The 16,227-nt window shown below is 73.5% G+C and carries 14 protein-coding genes; 6 read left to right on the forward strand and 8 right to left on the reverse strand.

Annotation, left to right across the window (positions count from 1 at the left end):
- Positions 1-34: 34 nt before the first annotated feature.
- Entirely contained in the window at positions 35-1,177 is a 1,143-nt protein-coding gene (gene efeO, locus ACIQUR_RS08050; protein ID WP_403660142.1) for an iron uptake system protein EfeO, read from the reverse strand.
- 394 nt (positions 1,178-1,571) lie between these two features.
- Here efeO and ACIQUR_RS08055 point away from each other — a divergent pair, with 394 nt between their 5' ends.
- Positions 1,572-2,231: a PhzF family phenazine biosynthesis protein gene (locus ACIQUR_RS08055; RefSeq protein ID WP_403660145.1), complete on the forward strand. Its 660-nt coding sequence runs from the start codon at positions 1,572-1,574 to the stop codon at positions 2,229-2,231.
- 60 nt (positions 2,232-2,291) lie between these two features.
- On the opposite strand, the gene map is transcribed toward ACIQUR_RS08055, so the two are convergent.
- A complete protein-coding gene (map, locus tag ACIQUR_RS08060; protein WP_403660148.1) occupies positions 2,292-3,149 on the reverse strand; it encodes a type I methionyl aminopeptidase in 858 nt (285 codons plus the stop codon).
- Between the two features lie 58 nt (positions 3,150-3,207).
- On the opposite strand from map, the gene ACIQUR_RS08065 reads away from it, so the two are divergent.
- The gene (locus tag ACIQUR_RS08065; protein ID WP_403660151.1) at positions 3,208-3,444 is read left to right on the forward strand and encodes a hypothetical protein; all 237 of its coding nucleotides are present in this window, start codon (positions 3,208-3,210) and stop codon (positions 3,442-3,444) included.
- 80 nt (positions 3,445-3,524) lie between these two features.
- On the opposite strand, the gene ACIQUR_RS08070 is transcribed toward ACIQUR_RS08065, so the two are convergent.
- Positions 3,525-4,127 carry a hypothetical protein gene (locus ACIQUR_RS08070; protein ID WP_403660154.1) on the reverse strand — a complete coding sequence of 201 codons (603 nt, stop codon included), beginning with the start codon at positions 4,125-4,127 and terminating at the stop codon, positions 3,525-3,527.
- An 84-nt stretch (positions 4,128-4,211) separates the two neighbouring features.
- On the opposite strand from ACIQUR_RS08070, the gene npdG reads away from it, so the two are divergent.
- Complete coding sequence (gene npdG / locus ACIQUR_RS08075; RefSeq protein ID WP_403660157.1) at positions 4,212-4,940, forward strand: NADPH-dependent F420 reductase; 729 nt, start codon at positions 4,212-4,214, stop codon at positions 4,938-4,940.
- Between the two features lie 102 nt (positions 4,941-5,042).
- On the forward strand, positions 5,043-5,216 hold the full coding sequence (locus tag ACIQUR_RS08080; protein ID WP_399939406.1) for a hypothetical protein: 174 nt from the start codon (positions 5,043-5,045) through the stop codon (positions 5,214-5,216).
- Positions 5,217-5,293: 77 nt separating this feature from the next.
- Here the strand turns inward: ACIQUR_RS08080 and ACIQUR_RS08085 are convergent, their stop codons facing one another.
- Entirely contained in the window at positions 5,294-6,115 is an 822-nt protein-coding gene (locus ACIQUR_RS08085; RefSeq protein ID WP_403660160.1) for a site-2 protease family protein, read from the reverse strand.
- An 81-nt stretch (positions 6,116-6,196) separates the two neighbouring features.
- Here ACIQUR_RS08085 and ACIQUR_RS08090 point away from each other — a divergent pair, with 81 nt between their 5' ends.
- Positions 6,197-9,763, forward strand: a complete 3,567-nt coding sequence (locus ACIQUR_RS08090) for an AfsR/SARP family transcriptional regulator (protein ID WP_403660163.1) — start codon at positions 6,197-6,199, stop codon at positions 9,761-9,763.
- A gap of 68 nt (positions 9,764-9,831) precedes the next feature.
- Here the strand turns inward: ACIQUR_RS08090 and ACIQUR_RS08095 are convergent, their stop codons facing one another.
- The 3 genes from ACIQUR_RS08095 to panB form a co-directional block, all read right to left on the reverse strand.
- Positions 9,832-10,686 (reverse strand): ABC transporter permease, encoded by an 855-nt coding sequence (locus ACIQUR_RS08095; protein ID WP_403660166.1) that lies wholly within the window; start codon positions 10,684-10,686, stop codon positions 9,832-9,834.
- Positions 10,683-11,726, reverse strand: a complete 1,044-nt coding sequence (locus ACIQUR_RS08100; protein WP_403660169.1) for an ATP-binding cassette domain-containing protein — start codon at positions 11,724-11,726, stop codon at positions 10,683-10,685. Before ACIQUR_RS08100 ends, ACIQUR_RS08095 begins: the two co-directional genes overlap by 4 nt.
- A gap of 321 nt (positions 11,727-12,047) precedes the next feature.
- On the reverse strand, positions 12,048-12,899 hold the full coding sequence (gene panB / locus ACIQUR_RS08105) for a 3-methyl-2-oxobutanoate hydroxymethyltransferase (protein WP_403660171.1): 852 nt from the start codon (positions 12,897-12,899) through the stop codon (positions 12,048-12,050).
- Between the two features lie 318 nt (positions 12,900-13,217).
- Between panB and ACIQUR_RS08110 the strand changes: the two genes are divergently transcribed.
- The gene (locus ACIQUR_RS08110) at positions 13,218-14,240 is read left to right on the forward strand and encodes an endonuclease/exonuclease/phosphatase family protein (RefSeq protein ID WP_403660174.1); all 1,023 of its coding nucleotides are present in this window, start codon (positions 13,218-13,220) and stop codon (positions 14,238-14,240) included.
- Positions 14,241-14,314: 74 nt separating this feature from the next.
- Here the strand turns inward: ACIQUR_RS08110 and ACIQUR_RS08115 are convergent, their stop codons facing one another.
- The gene (locus tag ACIQUR_RS08115; protein WP_403660176.1) at positions 14,315-16,066 is read right to left on the reverse strand and encodes an NAD+ synthase; all 1,752 of its coding nucleotides are present in this window, start codon (positions 16,064-16,066) and stop codon (positions 14,315-14,317) included.
- Between the last annotated feature and the right edge of the window lie 161 nt (positions 16,067-16,227).

The raw sequence follows: 16,227 nt of genomic DNA on the forward strand, positions 1-16,227 counted from the left end.
CCCTGGACGCGGGACGTGAGGACGCGGGCTCGGGTTACTTGACGACCGCGGCGGCGAGCTTGGAGAGCGGCTCACCCAGGGCGCTGACGCCGTCGGACAGCTCCTTGCGCTGGTCCTTGCCGACCGTGTCGTACGAGACGAAGACGTAGCTGTTCTTGTCCGCGCGGTACTTGTCGAGCAGCGTGTTCATCGCGGCGAACTGCTTGTCCAGCTCGGCGGCGAGCGCCGGGTCGTTCTTGGCGGCGACCGGCTTGAGCAGCTCGTACGACTTCTGGGCGCCCTCGACGTTGGCCTTGAAGTCGACCAGGTCGGTGTGGCTGTAGCGCTCCTCCTCGCCCGTGACCTTGCCGGAGGCGACCTCGTCGAGGAGCTCCTTGGCGCCGTTGGCCATCGAGGTGGGGGTGATCTCGGCCTTGCCGACGCGCTTCTGCCAGTCGGTCAGGTCCGCGACCAGGGTGTCGGCCAGCTTCTTCTCGGCGTCGCCGATCTTCTTGTCGGCCCAGAGGGCCTTCTCCAGCTTGTGCCAGCCGGTCCACTCCTGGCCGGCCTCCAGGCCGTCCTCGCGGACGTCGACCTTCGGGTCGATGTCGCCGAAGGACTCGGCCACGGGCTCGGTGCGCTCCCAGCCGATGCGGGAGTCGGCGTACGCCTTCTTGGCGGCCTCGATGTCGCCGGCCTTGACGGCGTCGGTGAAGACCTTGACCTTCGGGAGGGTCTCGTCGGCCTGCTGCTGGACCCACTTGCGGTACTCGGCCACGGCCGCGTCCAGCTCGGGGCTGCGCTTGACGGCGGTGGCGCCCTTGCCGGTGGCCTTCACGGCCTGGCGGATGCCGTCGCCCTTCATGCCGGGCTTGCAGGCGATGGCGTAGTCGCCGGCCTTGATCTCGGCGGTGATGGTGGCCTTGGTGCCGGGGCCGATGTTCTCGCGCTCGGTGACGATCCGGTCGTCCGGGAAGAGGACGTAGACCTCGGTGACCTTGGAGCCCTTGTTCTCGACCTCCAGGACGACCTTGCCCGCGGGGAACTCCTTCTTGGAGACCTCGCACGCGGTGTCGGTCGCGGTCACGCTGATGCCGCCCTCGCCTTTCGCGTCGCTCTTCTCGGCGCAGCCGGTGACGGCGGTCAGGGCGGCCGCGGCGGCGGCAGCGGTGACGACGGAGAAGCGGACGGGTCGCATGCGGGCTCCAGGCGGGGGTCAGGGGACCGCCTCGGGGTGAGGCAGGCCGATGAGGCGGACCTAACTTAACCGAGGCTTACCTCACCCATACCCACCCGTCCAGTGATTCGGCTAACACCCGCGTGGCCCGGACACGGGGCCGTCACGGCCGCTCCACGAGGGCCCCATCGAGAGGTAAAGGGAGGGTCAAGCGGCCGGGGTCGCGGGGGTTACCGTTCCGTACGCCGGAACGCCCCCGGCCAGATCACGATCCGGCAACCCGTCCGCCGCCGTCCGCCGACGTCCGCCGACGTCCCTCTGCGTCCGCCGGCGTCCCCCTGCGCCGGTCTGCCGGAGGCAAAGGTTCCGCGATGGACCCCCTGGTGGCCCGGTGTCTCCGTGCTTCAATGCCCGCGTGAACGATCTCGACGTGCTCAAGGTGTTCTGCGCGGCCGACGGGCGCCACGGCAACGCGCTCGGCGTGGTCCGCGACGGCCGCCGCCATCCCGACGCCGCCTCCCGGCAGGCCCTGGCCGCCGAGCTCGGCTACAGCGAGACGGTCTTCGTGGACGACCCCGAGCGCGGCGTCGTCGACATCTGGACCCCCGGGGTGCGGATGTCCTTCGCCGGGCACCCGCTGGTCGGACTCGCCTGGCTGCTCGACGTCGAACTGCTCAACCCGCCCGTCGGGGAGGTCTGGGCCCGCGACGACGGCGAGTTCACCTGGATCACCGCCCGCCCCGAGTGGGTCGAGGGCAAGCGGACGCAGCAGTTCGCCACCGTCGACGAGGTCGAGGCCCTGCCGAGCCCGCCGCCCGGCGAGGGCTGGCTGTACGCGTGGGCCTGGGAGGACGAGGCGGCCGGCCGCGTCCGCGCCCGCGGCTTCCCGCGCCGCCCCGACGGCGTCATCGTGGAGGACGAGGCCACCGGCTCGGCGGCGCTCCTGCTGACCGCCCAGCTCAACCGCGCCCTGAACATCACACAGGGCAGGGGCTCCCAGATCCTCACCGCCCCCGGCCCCGACGGCACGGTCGAGATCGGCGGCCGGGTCCGCTTCGCCCCCGTGGAGCCGTAGGAGGGCCGGGCGGGAGCAGCGCCCCCGCCCGGCCCCTTCCCGGCCGTCCGCCGGCGGGCGCTACGGCAGCGTGAGGATCTCCGCACCGGTCGCCGTGACCACCAGCGTGTGCTCGAACTGCGCGGTCCGCTTGCGGTCCTTCGTCACCACGGTCCAGCCGTCCTCCCACATGTCGTACTCGTGGGTGCCCAGCGTGAGCATCGGCTCGATCGTGAAGGTCATGCCGGGCTGGATCACGGTGGTGGCGTGCGGGCTGTCGTAGTGCGGGATGATCAGGCCCGAGTGGAACGACGAGTTGATGCCGTGGCCGGTGAAGTCGCGGACCACGCCGTAGCCGAAGCGCTTGGCGTACGACTCGATGACCCGGCCGATGATGTTGATCTGGCGGCCCGGCTTCACGGCCTTGATGGCGCGCTCCAGCGACTCGCGGGTGCGCTCGACCAGCAGCCGCGACTCCTCGTCCACCTCGCCGCACAGGTAGGTGGCGTTGTTGTCGCCGTGCACGCCGCCGATGTACGCCGTCACGTCGAGGTTCACGATGTCGCCGTCCCGGAGGACGGTCGAGTCCGGGATGCCGTGGCAGATGACCTCGTTCACCGAGGTGCACAGCGACTTCGGGAAGCCGCGGTAGCCCAGCGTCGAGGGGTAGGCGCCGTGGTCGCACATGTACTCGTGCGCCACCCTGTCGAGCTCGTCGGTGGTGACCCCGGGCTTGATCAGCTTCGCGGCCTCGCCCATCGCCTGCGCGGCGATGCGGCCGGCGATGCGCATCAGCTCGATCGTTTCGGCGGTCTGCACCTCCGGTCCCTTGTAGGGCTTCGGCGCGGGCTTGCCCACGTACTCGGGGCGCCGGATGTTGCCGGGGACGGAACGGGTGGGAGAGAGCTCCCCTGGGACGAGCAGCGACTGGCCAGACATGCAAGCGAGTGTATCCAGCGGGGATCGGGCAGCATGGCGGCAGAGAGAGGAGCCGCAGATGGCCCTGTTCAAGAAGCGCCAGGTGGGCAAGCCCGGCGAGTGGTACTACTGCCTCGTCCACAAGAAGGTCGAGGAGGGGCCCGAGTGCCCCGCGAAGGACCGCTTCGGCCCGTACGCCACCCCCGAGGAGGCGGCGCACGCCATGGAGACCGCGCAGGAGCGCAACCTGGAGTGGCAGACCGACCCGAAGTGGAACGACAGGTCGCGGGAGGACGAAGAGGGCACCGCGACCTGACCCGGGCCGACACCCTTCGGAGCGGGCCCGCGGCACCCCGGCTCCGGCACGCCCGCCCGGGCAGCCGGGGCCGCGGGCCGCTACCAGCGGCTCGGCGGCGGTGCCGTCAGCTGGTCCGCCACGCGTGCCAGCCGGTCCCGGAAGCGCCGCGGCGTGCGCTGCACCGGCAGGCTGTTCTCCCCGGCCGCCGCGCTGACCAGGTGCTGGACGGTGTCCAGGTCGAGCCCCGCCGCCGGCGGCACGGACAGCGCGTCGTGCGCCAGCGCCCCCAGCTCCCGGTCCCCGCCGTCCAGGGACAGTACGGTCGCCCCGCCCCGGCGCGCGTCGTGCACCCGCTCCAGCAGCCCCTCGCCCGGCTCCTCCGGCGCCACCACCAGCAGCGTCTCGCCGCGGCCGGCCGCCTCCAGCCGGCCCAGCCCCACCGAGAGGTGCGGCGGCTCGCCCGGCTGCACCCGGTGCCGGACCAGCGTCGGCGCCAGCTCGGGCAGCCCCGACCAGGCCGCCTCGTCCACCAGGTGCGCCGCCAGGTGCCAGGGCTCGTACGTCTCCGTGCCCACCAGCAGCAGCCCGCCGCCGGACGGGACGACCGCGGTCCTCAGGGCCACGGCGAACCGCCGGGCGGCGCCCGGCCACTCGGTCCCGGCGAGGACCTCGCGCAGCAGCGCGACACGTACGGCATCCATGGACGGGCATCCTGCCGCACCGGACGGCCGGACGGGAGCGGTCGTCGCCTCCTCACCCGTTCGCAGCACCAGTAAGGTCGGCCCATGACTTCCACTGAGAGTGCTCAGGCCGGCGCGGGACAGGCTCCCGCGAAGGCCCCCGCCAAGGACCCCTGGGACCTCCCCGACGTCTCCGGCCTGGTCATCGGCGTCCTCGGCGGCACCGGCGACCAGGGCCGCGGCCTCGCCTACCGGTTCGCCCGGGCCGGCCAGAAGGTGATCATCGGGTCCCGCGCCGCGGAGCGCGCCGAGGCCGCGGCGGCGGAACTCGGCCTCGGCATCGAGGGCGCCGACAACGCCGAGTGCGCCCGCCGCAGCGACGTCGTGATCATCGCCGTGCCGTGGGAGGGCCACGCCAAGACCCTGGAGGCGCTGCGCGCGGACCTCGCGGGCAAGCTCGTGGTCGACTGCGTGAACCCGCTCGGCTTCGACAAGAAGGGCGCGTACGCCCTCAAGCCCGAGGAGGGCAGCGCCGCCGAGCAGGCCGCCGCGCTCCTGCCGGAGTCGCGCGTCACCGCCGCCTTCCACCACCTCTCCGCCGTGCTCCTCCAGGACGAGTCCGTCGAGGAGATCGACACCGACGTGATGGTCCTCGGCGAGTCCCGCGCCGACACCGACCTCGTCCAGGCCCTGGCCGCCCGGATCCCCGGCATGCGCGGCGTCTTCTCCGGCCGGCTGCGCAACGCCCATCAGGTCGAGGCGCTGGTCGCCAACCTGATCTCGGTGAACCGCCGCTACAAGGCCCACGCCGGGCTGCGCGTCACCGACGTCTGACCCGGCACCGGTCCCGCGGCTTCTTTACGGGACCACTGCGGGGCATGGGGGACACTGGTCGGGCACGACCCGACCCGGACCGCCCGCTAGGAGCCACACCCCATGCCCCGCCTCGCCCTGTTCGCCCTCGTCGTCTGCGTCCTCGCCACCGCCGCTGCCGTGGTCGCCTTCGTCAACGGCGACTACCTCGGGATCATCTGGGTGCTGCTCGCGGGCGTCTCCTCCAACATCGCCTGGTTCCACCTCCGCAAGGCGAAGGCCGCCAAGCAGCAGTAGGGCGTGGCGGCCCGGGCCCGGCGCCGCGGCCGGGCAGGGCCGGCCGGACCGCAGGACCAGGCCGCGTGCGGCGGGGCTCAGGCCCCCAGGCGTACGGCGCCCGGCTCGCAGAGCGGGTTGGTGTCCTGCCAGAAGCGGTAGAGGTCCTGGCCGCAGGCCGTCTCGAAGCCCGACACGCCCAGCCCCCGCAGCACCGCGTCGATCGCGTCGAAGAACAGCGTGTTCACCTCCGGCACCAGCAGCAGCACGAACACCGCCAGCAGCCCGAAGGGCGCGAACGGCTCGACCTGCCGGCGGACCGTGTACGACAGCCAGGGCTCCACCACCCCGTACCCGTCGAGCCCCGGCACCGGCAGCGCGTTCAGGATCGCGGCGGTCACCTGGAGCAGGGCCAGGAAGCCCAGCGCGTACCGGAAGCCGTACGGCACCCCGTCCAGCGCGTTCAGCCAGAACGGCGCCGTGCACACCACCGCGAACAGCGCGTTCGTCAGCGGCCCCGCCGCCGAGATCAGGCTGTGCTTCCAGCGGCCCCGGATCCGGCCCCGCTCGATGAAGACCGCGCCGCCGGGCAGGCCGATGCCGCCCATGATCACGAACACCACCGGCAGCACGATGCTCAGCAGCGCGTGCGTGTACTTCAGCGGATTCAGCGTCAGATAGCCCTTGGCGCCCACGGAGATGTCCCCGCCGTGCAGGGCGGTGCGCGCGTGGGCGTACTCGTGCAGGCAGAGCGAGACCACCCAGGCCGAGGTGACGAAGAGGAAGACGGCGAAGCCGGTGCTGGCCGCGAACTCCGTCCACACCGCCCACCCGGTGACCGCCATGACGGCCACGATCCCGAGGAAGACGGGACTCACCCGTCGGTCGCTCCGGCTGCTGCGGCGGATCGGCGTGGCCATGCGGCTCCTCGTTCGGCGGGACGGGCGGGTCCGACCGTACCGGGTTCCCCCGCCGGCCGGGACGGCAGGGAGAATGGGCGGGTGCGCTACGCGATTCTCGGCACCACACAGGTGGTCAAAGACGACGGAACGGCCGTCGCGGTCGGCGGCGCGCGGCTGCGGGCGCTGCTCACGGCGCTGGCGCTGCGGCCCGGGCGCACGGTGGCCGCGGGCACGCTGGTGGCCGAGGTGTGGGACGGCGACCCGCCGGCCGACGCCCTCGGCGCCCTCCAGGCCCTCGTGGGCCGGCTGCGGCGGACGCTCGGGCACGCGGCCGTCGGCTCGGCGGCCGGCGGCTACCGCCTCGACGCCGCGCGGGAGGACGTCGACCTCTACCGCTTCGAGCAGCTGGTGACCCGAGCCGGCACCGCGGGCGGCCCCGCCGAGGCCGCCGCACTCTACGACCGGGCGCTCGCCCTGTGGCGGGGGCCCGCCCTGGCCGACCTGCCGGACCGCTCCGCCGAGGCCGCCCGCTGGGAGGCCGTACGGCTCGACGCGCGCCGGGGCGCCTTCGCGGCGGCCCTCGCCCTCGGCCAGGCCGAGCGGTCGCTGCCGGACCTCACCGCCCTCTGCGCCGACCACCCGCTGGACGAGCCGCTCCAGGCCCTGCGCATCCGGGCGCTGCGCGACGCGGGCCGCCCCGCCGAGGCCCTGGCCGCCTACGAGTCCGTACGCGAGGACCTCTCCGACCGCCTCGGCACCGACCCGGGCCCCGCCCTGCGCGCCCTGCACGCCGAACTCCTGAACCCCGGCCCGGGGGAGCCCCCGGCCGGGGGCGGCCGGCCCACGGGGGCGGCCACGGCGGGGCGGTACGGCCACCCCGCCCCGGCGGCCCCGGGTGCGGCCCCGGCCGACGGCCCGTACGGCCGGAACGCCGCGGACGGCCCGTACGCCCCGAGCTCCGCGGACGGCGCGCGCCGCCCCGAGGGCCCCGCCGGGGACCGGCGCATCCGGGTGCCCGGGAACCTGCGGGCCCGGCTGACCACCTTCGTCGGGCGGGACGAGGACATCCGGGTCATCGGCGAGGACCTGACGCGGGCCCGGCTGGTGACGCTGCTCGGCCCCGGCGGCGCCGGCAAGACCCGGCTCTCCCAGGAGGCCGCCGAGACCGCAGGCATCGGCGACCGCTGGCCCGACGGCGTCTGGCTGGCCGAACTCGCCCCCGTCGACGACCCCGAGGACGTCCCCGAGGCCGTGCTCTCCGCCCTCGGCGCCCGGGAGACCAAGCTGCGCGGCGCGGCCGCGGAGGAACTGCGCGCCATGACCGACCGGCTGGGCGACGACCCCCTCGCCCGGCTCGTCGAGCACTGCGGCCGCCGCCGGCTGCTGCTCCTCCTCGACAACTGCGAGCACGTGATCGACGCCGCCGCGCGCCTCGCCGAGCACCTGCTGGCCCACTGTCCCGGCGTACAGGTCCTCGCCACCAGCCGGGAGCCCCTCGGCGTGCCCGGCGAGAGCCTGCGTCCGGTCGAACCGCTGCCCGACCCCATGGCCCTGCGGCTGCTCGCCGACCGCGGCGCCGCCGCCCGCCCCGGGTTCACCCCGGACGAGGACCCCGAGGCCGCCGCCGAGATCTGCCGCCGGCTCGACGGACTGCCGCTCGCCATCGAGCTGGCCGCCGCCCGGCTGCGCCTGCTGACCCCCCGCCAGATCGCCGACCGGCTCGACGACCGCTTCCGCCTCCTCACCAGCGGCGCCCGCACCGTCCTGCCCCGCCAGCAGACCCTGCGGGCCGTGGTCGACTGGTCCTGGGACCTCCTCGACGCCCCCGAACGCGCGGTCCTGCGCCGCATGTCGGTCTTCGCCGGCGGCTGCGACCTGGCGGCCGCCGAGGCGGTCTGCGCCGACGCCGGGCCGGGCGCCGAGGCCGGCTCCCCGGGCGGGACCGGCTCCCCGGGCGGGACCGGCTCCCCGGGCGGGGCCCGCACTCCGGCCGGTACCGCCGGCGGCCCGGGAGCGCCCGGCGGCCTGGACCCCCTCGACGTGCCCGACCTCGTCGGCTCCCTCGTCGACAAGTCCCTGGTCGTCGCCGCCGGCACCGGCACCGGAGAGATGCGCTACCGCCTCCTGGAGACCGTCGCCGAGTACGCCGCCGAGCGCCTCGCCGAGGCCGACGGCGACCGCGCCGCCACCGAGCGCCGCCACCTCGTCCACTACCGCGAACTGGCCCGCGCCGCCGACGTCCGGCTCCGCGGACCCGGCCAGCGCGCCGCCCTCGCGCTGCTCTCCGCCGAGTACGAGAACCTGCGCACCGCCCTGCGCCGCGCCGTCGCCGGCCGCGACGAGCACGAGTGCCTCAGCCTGCTCCACTCCCTCGCCTGGTACTGGCAGATGCGGGACCTGCGGGCCGAGACCCGGCACTGGACCGAGGCCACGATCGCCCTGGGCCCCGAGGCGTTCGGCACCCCGGTCGTCCCCGCGCAGCCCGTCCACCAGAGGGTGGTCGAGGTGGCGCCGCCGTTCACCGGCGAGCTGCTGGCCGAGGCGCGCCGCGGGGTGCGGCTGATGCAGCTGGCCTCCCGCGACCAGAACTACGAGTCCTGGCACGCGCCCGCCGCCCGGGCGCTGGTCGAGGCCGTGGTCGCCACCTACCGGCCCGGACTGCCGCAGACCTGCTGGACCCCGGGCTCCCTCTGGGTGTACGCGGTGATGCTCGCCGGGGACCCCGAGCGGCTGCGCGGCGTGATCGACGAGACGGTGGACACCTGCCGCCGGCACGGCTACCGCTGGGAGCTGGCCAACATCCTCCAGCTGCGGGCCAACATCCGTGCCAACCGGGCCGACTGGGCCGGGGAGGCCTCCGTCGACGCCGAGGAGAGCCTGCGGATCTACACCGAGCTGGGGGACGACTGGGGTGCCGCCGAGGCGCTGTCCGCCCGCGGCGAGGCGCACGAGCGGCGCGGCGCGTTCGCCGAGGCCGCCCGGGACTTCCGGGCCGCCGTGGAGTACGCGCACCGGCTCGGCGCCGACGCCCAGGTGGCGTTGCTGCGGGTCCGCCTGGCCGGCGTACTGGCCGAGGAACCGGACGGGCCGGACGCTCCGGAGGCCGAGAAGATCCTCACCGAGATCGCGGCCCGTGGGCAGTGCACCGGCAACGAGGCGATCCCCGCCGCCCGGATCTTCCTGGCGATGCTGCTCGGGCGCACCGGCCGGCACGCCGAAGCCCGGGCGCAGCTGGAGCAGCTGCGCGAGGAGTTCGCGTACGGCGCCTACGCGGTCTTCGACGGCATCGTGCTCGGCGTACTGGCCTGGCTCGACAACGTCGAGGGCGCGTACGACGCCGCCCTGATCCGGATCCGCGATTCCCTGGAGAAGGCGGCGGACCCGTTGACGCGGATGGTGGCCCCGCAGATGGGGGCCGTGTACCTGATGACGGCCGCGGGCGCGCTGGCCGGCCAGGGCGGCGAGGCGAACGCCCTCCGGGCCGCCCGGCTGCTGGGCGCCTACCAGGGGCTGCTGCCTCCCGGGCACTTCGCGCCCCTGATGGAGCGGGAGGGCAGGGACTGGGCGGCCGCCAACGCGCGGGCCGCGCTGGGCGACGCCGCGTACGAGGCGGCGTACGCCGAAGGCGGCGGCCTCACCCTGGAGGAGGCCGCCGCCCTCGTCTGATCCGGCCTTCGGGACGCGATCCGGATGCCGGACCAGGTCCTTCCCCCGGGACCGGGTGCCGGTCCGGATCAGGTCTTCCTGCGGAACTTCGCGACCGCCAGCGGAGCCGTGACCGCGGTGATCACCACGGCCCAGCCCAGCGTCATCCACACCGAGTGGGCGACCGGGCCGCCGTTGATGAGGTTGCGGGCCGCGTCGGCCAGGTTGGACAGCGGGTTGTAGTCGGTGAAGGACTGCAGCCAGCCGGGCATCGAGGACGGCGGGCTGAAGATCGAGCTGCCGAACTGGAGCGGCATCAGGACGAGCATCGCGACCCCCTGGACGGCCTGCGCCGTCTTCATGGTCAGACCGAGCAGGATGAAGATCCACATCAGCGAGGCGCCGAAGACCATCGAGAGGCCGACGGCGGCGAACAGGTCGAGCACCGAGGTCTTGATGTCCAGGCCCAGCAGGAAGCCCATGCCGAGCAGGATGGCGGTGGCCACCAGCATCCGGCCGATCTCGACCACGATCTTGGCGATGAGGACCGAGGAGCGGGCGATCGGCATGGACCGGAACCGGTCCATCACGCCCTTCTGGAAGTCCTCGTTCACGCCCGTGCCGACGGCCATGGCGATGTTCAGGCCCATCATCGCCATCATGCCGGGCACCAGGTAGTTGACGTACGCGTCCTGGTTGCCCTTGCCCGCGATCGCGCCGCCGAAGACGTAGACGAAGAGCAGGATGAAGACGATCGGCATCAGGACGACCTCGAAGATCGACTCCGGGTTCGCCTTGATCTGGAGGGCGTTGCGGCGCGCCAGGGCGCCGATGTGCCGCAGGTTCCCGCGCAGCCCGATCCGGCTGTCGGCGGCCGTGGACGCGGCGGGGGAGGGGGCGCCGGGGGCCGCGTCGCGGGCCGGAGCGGTAGTCGTCGTGCTCATGCCGCGACCTCCTCGGTCGTGCCGGTGGGGACGGAGTCCGCGGAGCCGTCCACGGACAGGGGCTTGTGGCCGGTGATGGAGAGGAACACCTCGTCCAGGCTGGGCAGGTACGTGCCCAGGTCGGCGATCCCGTAGCCGCGGGCCGCCAGCAGCCCGACCACGGCGGTCAGCTGCTCGTCGCTCAGGATCGGGACCAGCAGCACGCCCTCGTCCGGCACCGCCTGCGAGCCGGCGAGGCCGTCGAGGCCCGCCTCGGCCAGCGACCGGGCCATGCCGGGCAGGTCCGCCGGGTCGGCCGGGCGGATCCGCAGGGTGCGGCCGCCGACGCGGGCCTTCAGCTCGTCGACCTTGCCGTTGGCGATGACCTTGCCGCGGTCGATGACCGTCAGCTCGCTCGCCAGCTGCTCGGCCTCCTCCATGTACTGGGTGGTGAGCAGGACGGTCGCGCCCTCGGCCACCAGGCGCTGCACCTCGTCCCACACCTCGTTGCGGGTGCGCGGGTCCAGGCCGGTGGTGGGCTCGTCCAGGTAGATCACGGCCGGGTTCCCGATGAGGGAGGCCGCGAGGTCCAGACGGCGGCGCATGCCGCCGGAGTACAGCCCGGCGACCTTCTTGGCCGCGTCCGCCAGCGAGAACCGCTCCAGCATCTCGTCCGCCCTGCGGCGGGCGTCCTTGCGGGACAGGTCGAGCAGGCGCCCGATCATGTAGAGGTTCTCCCAGCCGGACAGCCTCTCGTCGACCGAGGCGTACTGGCCGGTCAGGCCGATGGTGCGGCGCAGCTGGCGGGGCTGGCGGACCACGTCGAAGCCGGCCACGGTGGCCGTGCCGGCGTCCGGGACGATCAGGGTGGACAGGCAGCGCACCAGGGTGGTCTTGCCGGCGCCGTTGGGGCCGAGCACGCCGAGGACGGTGCCCTCGCGCACGTCCAGGTCGACTCCGTCGAGCGCCTTCGTCTCGCCGTAGTGCTTGACCAGCCCCCGCACCTCGACGGCGTTGGGGCCGCTTCCGGGGTTCTTGTCGATTCGCGTCATGCGGACCATGGGACCAGCCGCCACCGACAACGCACCGACAGGTCGCCGACAGGAGGCGGGACCGGGGGAGGGAGCGGGACTGGGGAGGGTCCGGACGCCGACGTTCCGCCGACGTTCCGCGACGTTCCGCGACCGCGACGTTCCCCGACGGTTTCGCCGAGGGCCCGACGGCGGTCCGGCCGCGGGCCCCGCCGCCTCCGCGCCCGGGAACGCCGAAGCCCGCCGGCACGGGGCGTCCGTGCCGGCGGGCATCCGGTCACTCGGTCACTCGGCACGCGGTCACGCGGCTCACGCGGTCACGCGGCTCACGCGGTCACGCGGCCCGGCGGCTCAGTGGAAGGAGTGCTCCTCCTGCGGGAACGTGCCGCCCACCACGTCCTCGGCGAACGCCCTGGCCGCGTCCCCCATGGTCTGCCGCAGGTTCGCGTACTGCTTGACGAACTTCGGCATCTTCCCGCCGGTCAGGCCCATCATGTCGGTCCACACCAGCACCTGCGCGTCGCAGTCCGAGCCCGCGCCGATGCCGACGGTCGGGATGTGCAGCGAGCGCGTCACCTCGGCGGCCAGCTCGGCCGGCACCAGCTCCAGGACCACCGCGAAGGCGCCGGCGTCCTGCGCGGCCTTGGCGTCGCGCAGCAGCTGGTGCGCGGCCTCGTCCGTACGGCCCTGGACGCGGTAGCCCATGGCGTTCACGGACTGCGGGGTCAGGCCCAGGTGGGACATGACCGGGATGCCGGACTGCACGATCAGCTCGGTCTGGCGCAGCGAGCGCTCGCCGCCCTCCAGCTTCACCGCGTGCACGCCGGCCTCCTTCACGAGGCGGGTGGCGCTGCGCAGGGCCTGCACGGCACCTTCCTGGTACGAGCCGAAGGGCAGGTCGCCGACGATCAGGGCGCGCCTGGTGCCGCGCACGACGGCCGCGGAGAGCAGCGTCATCTCGTCCATGGTGACCGGCACGGTGGTGTCGTAACCGAGGTGACAGTTGCCCATGGAGTCACCCACGAGCATCACGGGGATCCCGGCCTCGTCGAACACCGAGGCGGTCATCGCGTCGTAGGCCGTGAGCATGGGCCACTTCTCGCCCCGCTCCTTGGCGGCGGTCAGATCACGGACGGTGATGCGGCGGTTGCCCTTCCCTCCGTACAGGGAGGTCTCACGGGCAGGCGAAACGGCGTGCGTCATCGCAACGACTCCTTGTGTCATCTCGTGGCGCCCTCACGGCGTCCCCGGACTCACTCCCCATGGTGGCATCACGCCGGGCCGGACCGGAAGTGGAGCGCACGCGGCCCGGCTGTCTGCCTGATCACGTTTACCGCGGACCGCCCGGACGGATGACCGGCCACCGCGAATGTGAGCGTTTCGCTACAAGTGCAACGCTCGTCCCTTCGATCGTCGTCCTCGTGCCCGTACGGCCGTCCCCGGACGGCACGGAAGCAGCCGATCATCGCCTAGGGTCAAGGGGCGGGGACGGTGCGCGAGCAAGGCAGTGAGGGCAGTGGCATGGCACAGGCGTACATGGCGGAGACGGGGAACGGCGGCGCGGAGGACGAGCGCACCGGGTCCCGGTTCCGGCGCCGCTGGGCCGGACTGCGCAGGGACCCCGGGATCTGGCGGCGCGGCATCGTCACCGCGGCCTTCGCCGTCGTGCTGTCCCTGGTGATGATCTTCCACGCGGAGCTCCCCAACAGCGTCGGCAACACCGGCAGCCTCATCGAGACCTTCCTGCCCTGGCTCGGCCTGTTCGTGCCGGTGCTGCTGGTCATCGCCGTGTGGCGGGTGTCGGCGACCGCGCTGATCGCCATAGCGCTGACGGCCGCGGTCTGGGTCAACCTCTTCGGCGGCCTGATCACCGACAAGTCCGGCGCCGGCGGCAACCTGACGGTCGCCACCCACAACGTCGACGCCGACAACCCCGACCAGCACGGCACCGCCGCCAAGATCGCCGCCTCCGGCGCCGACATCCTGGCCCTCACCGAGCTCAAGGCGAGCGCCGTCCCCGTGTACTCCCGCGAGCTGGCGAAGACGTACAAGTACCACGCGGTCGAGGGCACGGTCGGGGTGTGGAGCAAGTACCCGCTCGGCAACACCGCGCCGGTGGACATAAAGATGGGCTGGACGCGGGCGATGCGCACCACCGCGGAAACCTCGCACGGCCCGGTCGGCGTGTACGTCGCCCACCTGCCGTCCGTCCGGGTCAAGCTGCGGGCCGGCTTCACCGCCAACCAGCGCGACAACAGCGCCGACGCCCTCGGCCACGCCCTGGCCGCGGAGCCCCTGGACAAGGTGGTGCTGCTCGGTGACCTCAACGGCACCATGAACGACCGGGCGCTGTCCCCGATCACCTCCCAGATGCGCTCGACCCAGGGTGCGGCGGGCGACGGCTTCGGCTTCAGCTGGCCGGCGGACTTCCCGATGGCCCGCATCGACCAGATCATGGTCCGCGGCATCAAGCCGGAGGCCTCCTGGACCCTCCAGGCCACCGGCAGCGACCACCTCCCGGTGGCGGCCCGCCTGACCGTCTGAGCCGGGGGCCGCGGCCCGGGACCGGCCGGGAGGGGGATCGGGGAACCCCGTACTCCTCCCGGCCGGTGGCGGGCTCAGGCGCGTTCGCGCCAGCCGTTGGTGATCGGGAGGCGGCGGTCCTTGCCGAAGCCCTTCGCGGAGATCTTGGTGCCCGGCGGGTACTGGCGGCGCTTGTACTCCGCCGTGTCCACCATCCGCAGCGTCCGGGCGACCAGCTCCGGGTCGTAGCCGGCGGCCACGATCTGCTCCATGCCCTGGTCGCGGTCCACGTACAGGGCGAGCACCGCGTCCAGCACCTCGTAGTCCGGCAGCGAGTCCGTGTCGACCTGGCCCGGGCGCAGTTCGGCGCTCGGCGGCTTCACGATGGAGTTCTCGGGGATGGGGGGCACCTGCCCGCGCTCCTCCGCGGCCCTGTTGCGCCAGCGCGCGAGGCGGAAGACGTCCGACTTGTAGACGTCCTTGATGGGCCCGTACGCGCCGACCGAGTCGCCGTACAGCGTCGAATACCCCACCGCCAGCTCCGACTTGTTGCCCGGCGCGAGGACGAGGTGGCCCTCCTGGTTGGAGACGGCCATCAGCATCGTGCCGCGCAGCCGGGACTGGAGGTTCTCCTCGGCCAGGCCGGTGAGCCCGAGCGAGCCCATGTACGCGTCGAACATCGGCTCGATCGGCACGGTGCGGAAGTTGAGGCCGGTGCGGCGCGCCAGGTCCGCCGCGTCGCCCCTGGAGTGGTCCGAGCTGTACTTGGACGGCATGGAGATGCCGTACACGTTGGCCGCGCCCACCGCGTCGCAGGCGACCGCGGCGACCAGCGCGGAGTCGATGCCGCCGGACAGCCCGATCAGGACCGAGCGGAAACCGTTCTTCCGGACGTACGCGCGCAGGCCGACGACCAGCGCCGAGTAGACCTCCTCGTCGTCCTCCAGGCGGTCCGCGTAGCCGCCCGTCACCTCGGGCGCGTAGGCCGGCACCGGCTCCTCGGAGAGGACCACGCGGTCGATCCGCAGGCCGTCGTCCACCGTGCCCTCGACGGGCTCGGCGGCCGCAGCCGGGAGGTCGAGGTCCACCAGGACGCAGCCCTCGGTGAACTGCGGGGCGCGGGCGACGACCTCGCCGTTACGGTCCACGACGATCGAGTCGCCGTCGAAGACCAGCTCGTCCTGACCGCCGGTCATCGCCAGGTAGGCGAGGGTGCAGCCGGCCTCCTGGGCGCGCTTGCGGACCAGTTCGAGGCGGACGTCGTCCTTGTTGCGCTCGTACGGGGAGGCGTTGACGGAGATCAGCAGCCCGGCCCCGGCGGACCGGGTGGCCGGGACCCGGCCGCCCTCCTGCCAGAGGTCCTCGCAGATCGCGAGCGCCACGTCGACGCCGTGCACCCGGACCACCGGCAGGGTGTCGCCCGGCACGAAGTAGCGGAACTCGTCGAAGACGCCGTAGTTGGGGAGGTGGTGCTTGGCGAAGCGCAGGGCGACGCCGCCGCGGTGGAGCACGGCGGCCGCGTTCTGCGGGGAGCCGGCGGGCTGGCCGTAGCGGGCCGCGTGCTCGGAGCGGTCCAGGTAGCCGACCACCACGGGCAGTTCCCCGAAGCCCTCGGCCGCCAGCCGGGCGGCCAGGTCGCGCAGGGCGCGGCGGGAGGCGTCCACGAAGGACCCGCGCAGCGCGAGGTCCTCGACGGGGTAGCCGGTCAACACCATCTCGGGGAACGCCACCAGGTGGGCGCCCTGCTCGGCGGAGTGCCGGGTCCAGTGCACGACCGCCTCGGCGTTGGCGGCGATGTCGCCGACGTGCGAGTCGATCTGATTCAGAGCGAGGCGAAGTTGAGGCACGCCGCCAGTGTAATCGTCTTTCTGACGCGATGTCCTGGGTGGGGGTGGCGGAGTCTGCGTTCGGGGGGCCTACCGGGAGCCGTCCGAGGTCCGTCCGAAGCCCGTCCGAAGCCCGTCCGGGGGTCCTTCCGGGCCCCGGACGGGCTTCGGCGCGGGGGCGC

It is taken from the genome of Streptomyces sp. NPDC101132, assembly GCF_044759225.1.
Taxonomy (GTDB): Bacteria; Actinomycetota; Actinomycetes; order Streptomycetales; family Streptomycetaceae; genus Streptomyces.

Bases quoted from the DNA above. Each gene is read 5' to 3' on its own strand.
- efeO (WP_403660142.1), bottom strand. From the start codon at position 1,177: ATGCGACCCGTCCGCTTCTCCGTCGTCACCGCTGCCGCCGCCGCGGCC.
- map (WP_403660148.1), bottom strand. From the start codon at position 3,149: ATGTCTGGCCAGTCGCTGCTCGTCCCAGGGGAGCTCTCTCCCACCCGT.
- ACIQUR_RS08065 (WP_403660151.1), top strand. From the start codon at position 3,208: ATGGCCCTGTTCAAGAAGCGCCAGGTGGGCAAGCCCGGCGAGTGGTAC.
- ACIQUR_RS08070 (WP_403660154.1), bottom strand. From the start codon at position 4,127: ATGGATGCCGTACGTGTCGCGCTGCTGCGCGAGGTCCTCGCCGGGACC.
- npdG (WP_403660157.1), top strand. From the start codon at position 4,212: ATGACTTCCACTGAGAGTGCTCAGGCCGGCGCGGGACAGGCTCCCGCG.
- ACIQUR_RS08080 (WP_399939406.1), top strand. From the start codon at position 5,043: ATGCCCCGCCTCGCCCTGTTCGCCCTCGTCGTCTGCGTCCTCGCCACC.
- ACIQUR_RS08085 (WP_403660160.1), bottom strand. From the start codon at position 6,115: ATGGCCACGCCGATCCGCCGCAGCAGCCGGAGCGACCGACGGGTGAGT.
- ACIQUR_RS08095 (WP_403660166.1), bottom strand. From the start codon at position 10,686: ATGAGCACGACGACTACCGCTCCGGCCCGCGACGCGGCCCCCGGCGCC.
- ACIQUR_RS08100 (WP_403660169.1), bottom strand. From the start codon at position 11,726: ATGGTCCGCATGACGCGAATCGACAAGAACCCCGGAAGCGGCCCCAAC.
- panB (WP_403660171.1), bottom strand. From the start codon at position 12,899: ATGACGCACGCCGTTTCGCCTGCCCGTGAGACCTCCCTGTACGGAGGG.
- ACIQUR_RS08110 (WP_403660174.1), top strand. From the start codon at position 13,218: ATGGCACAGGCGTACATGGCGGAGACGGGGAACGGCGGCGCGGAGGAC.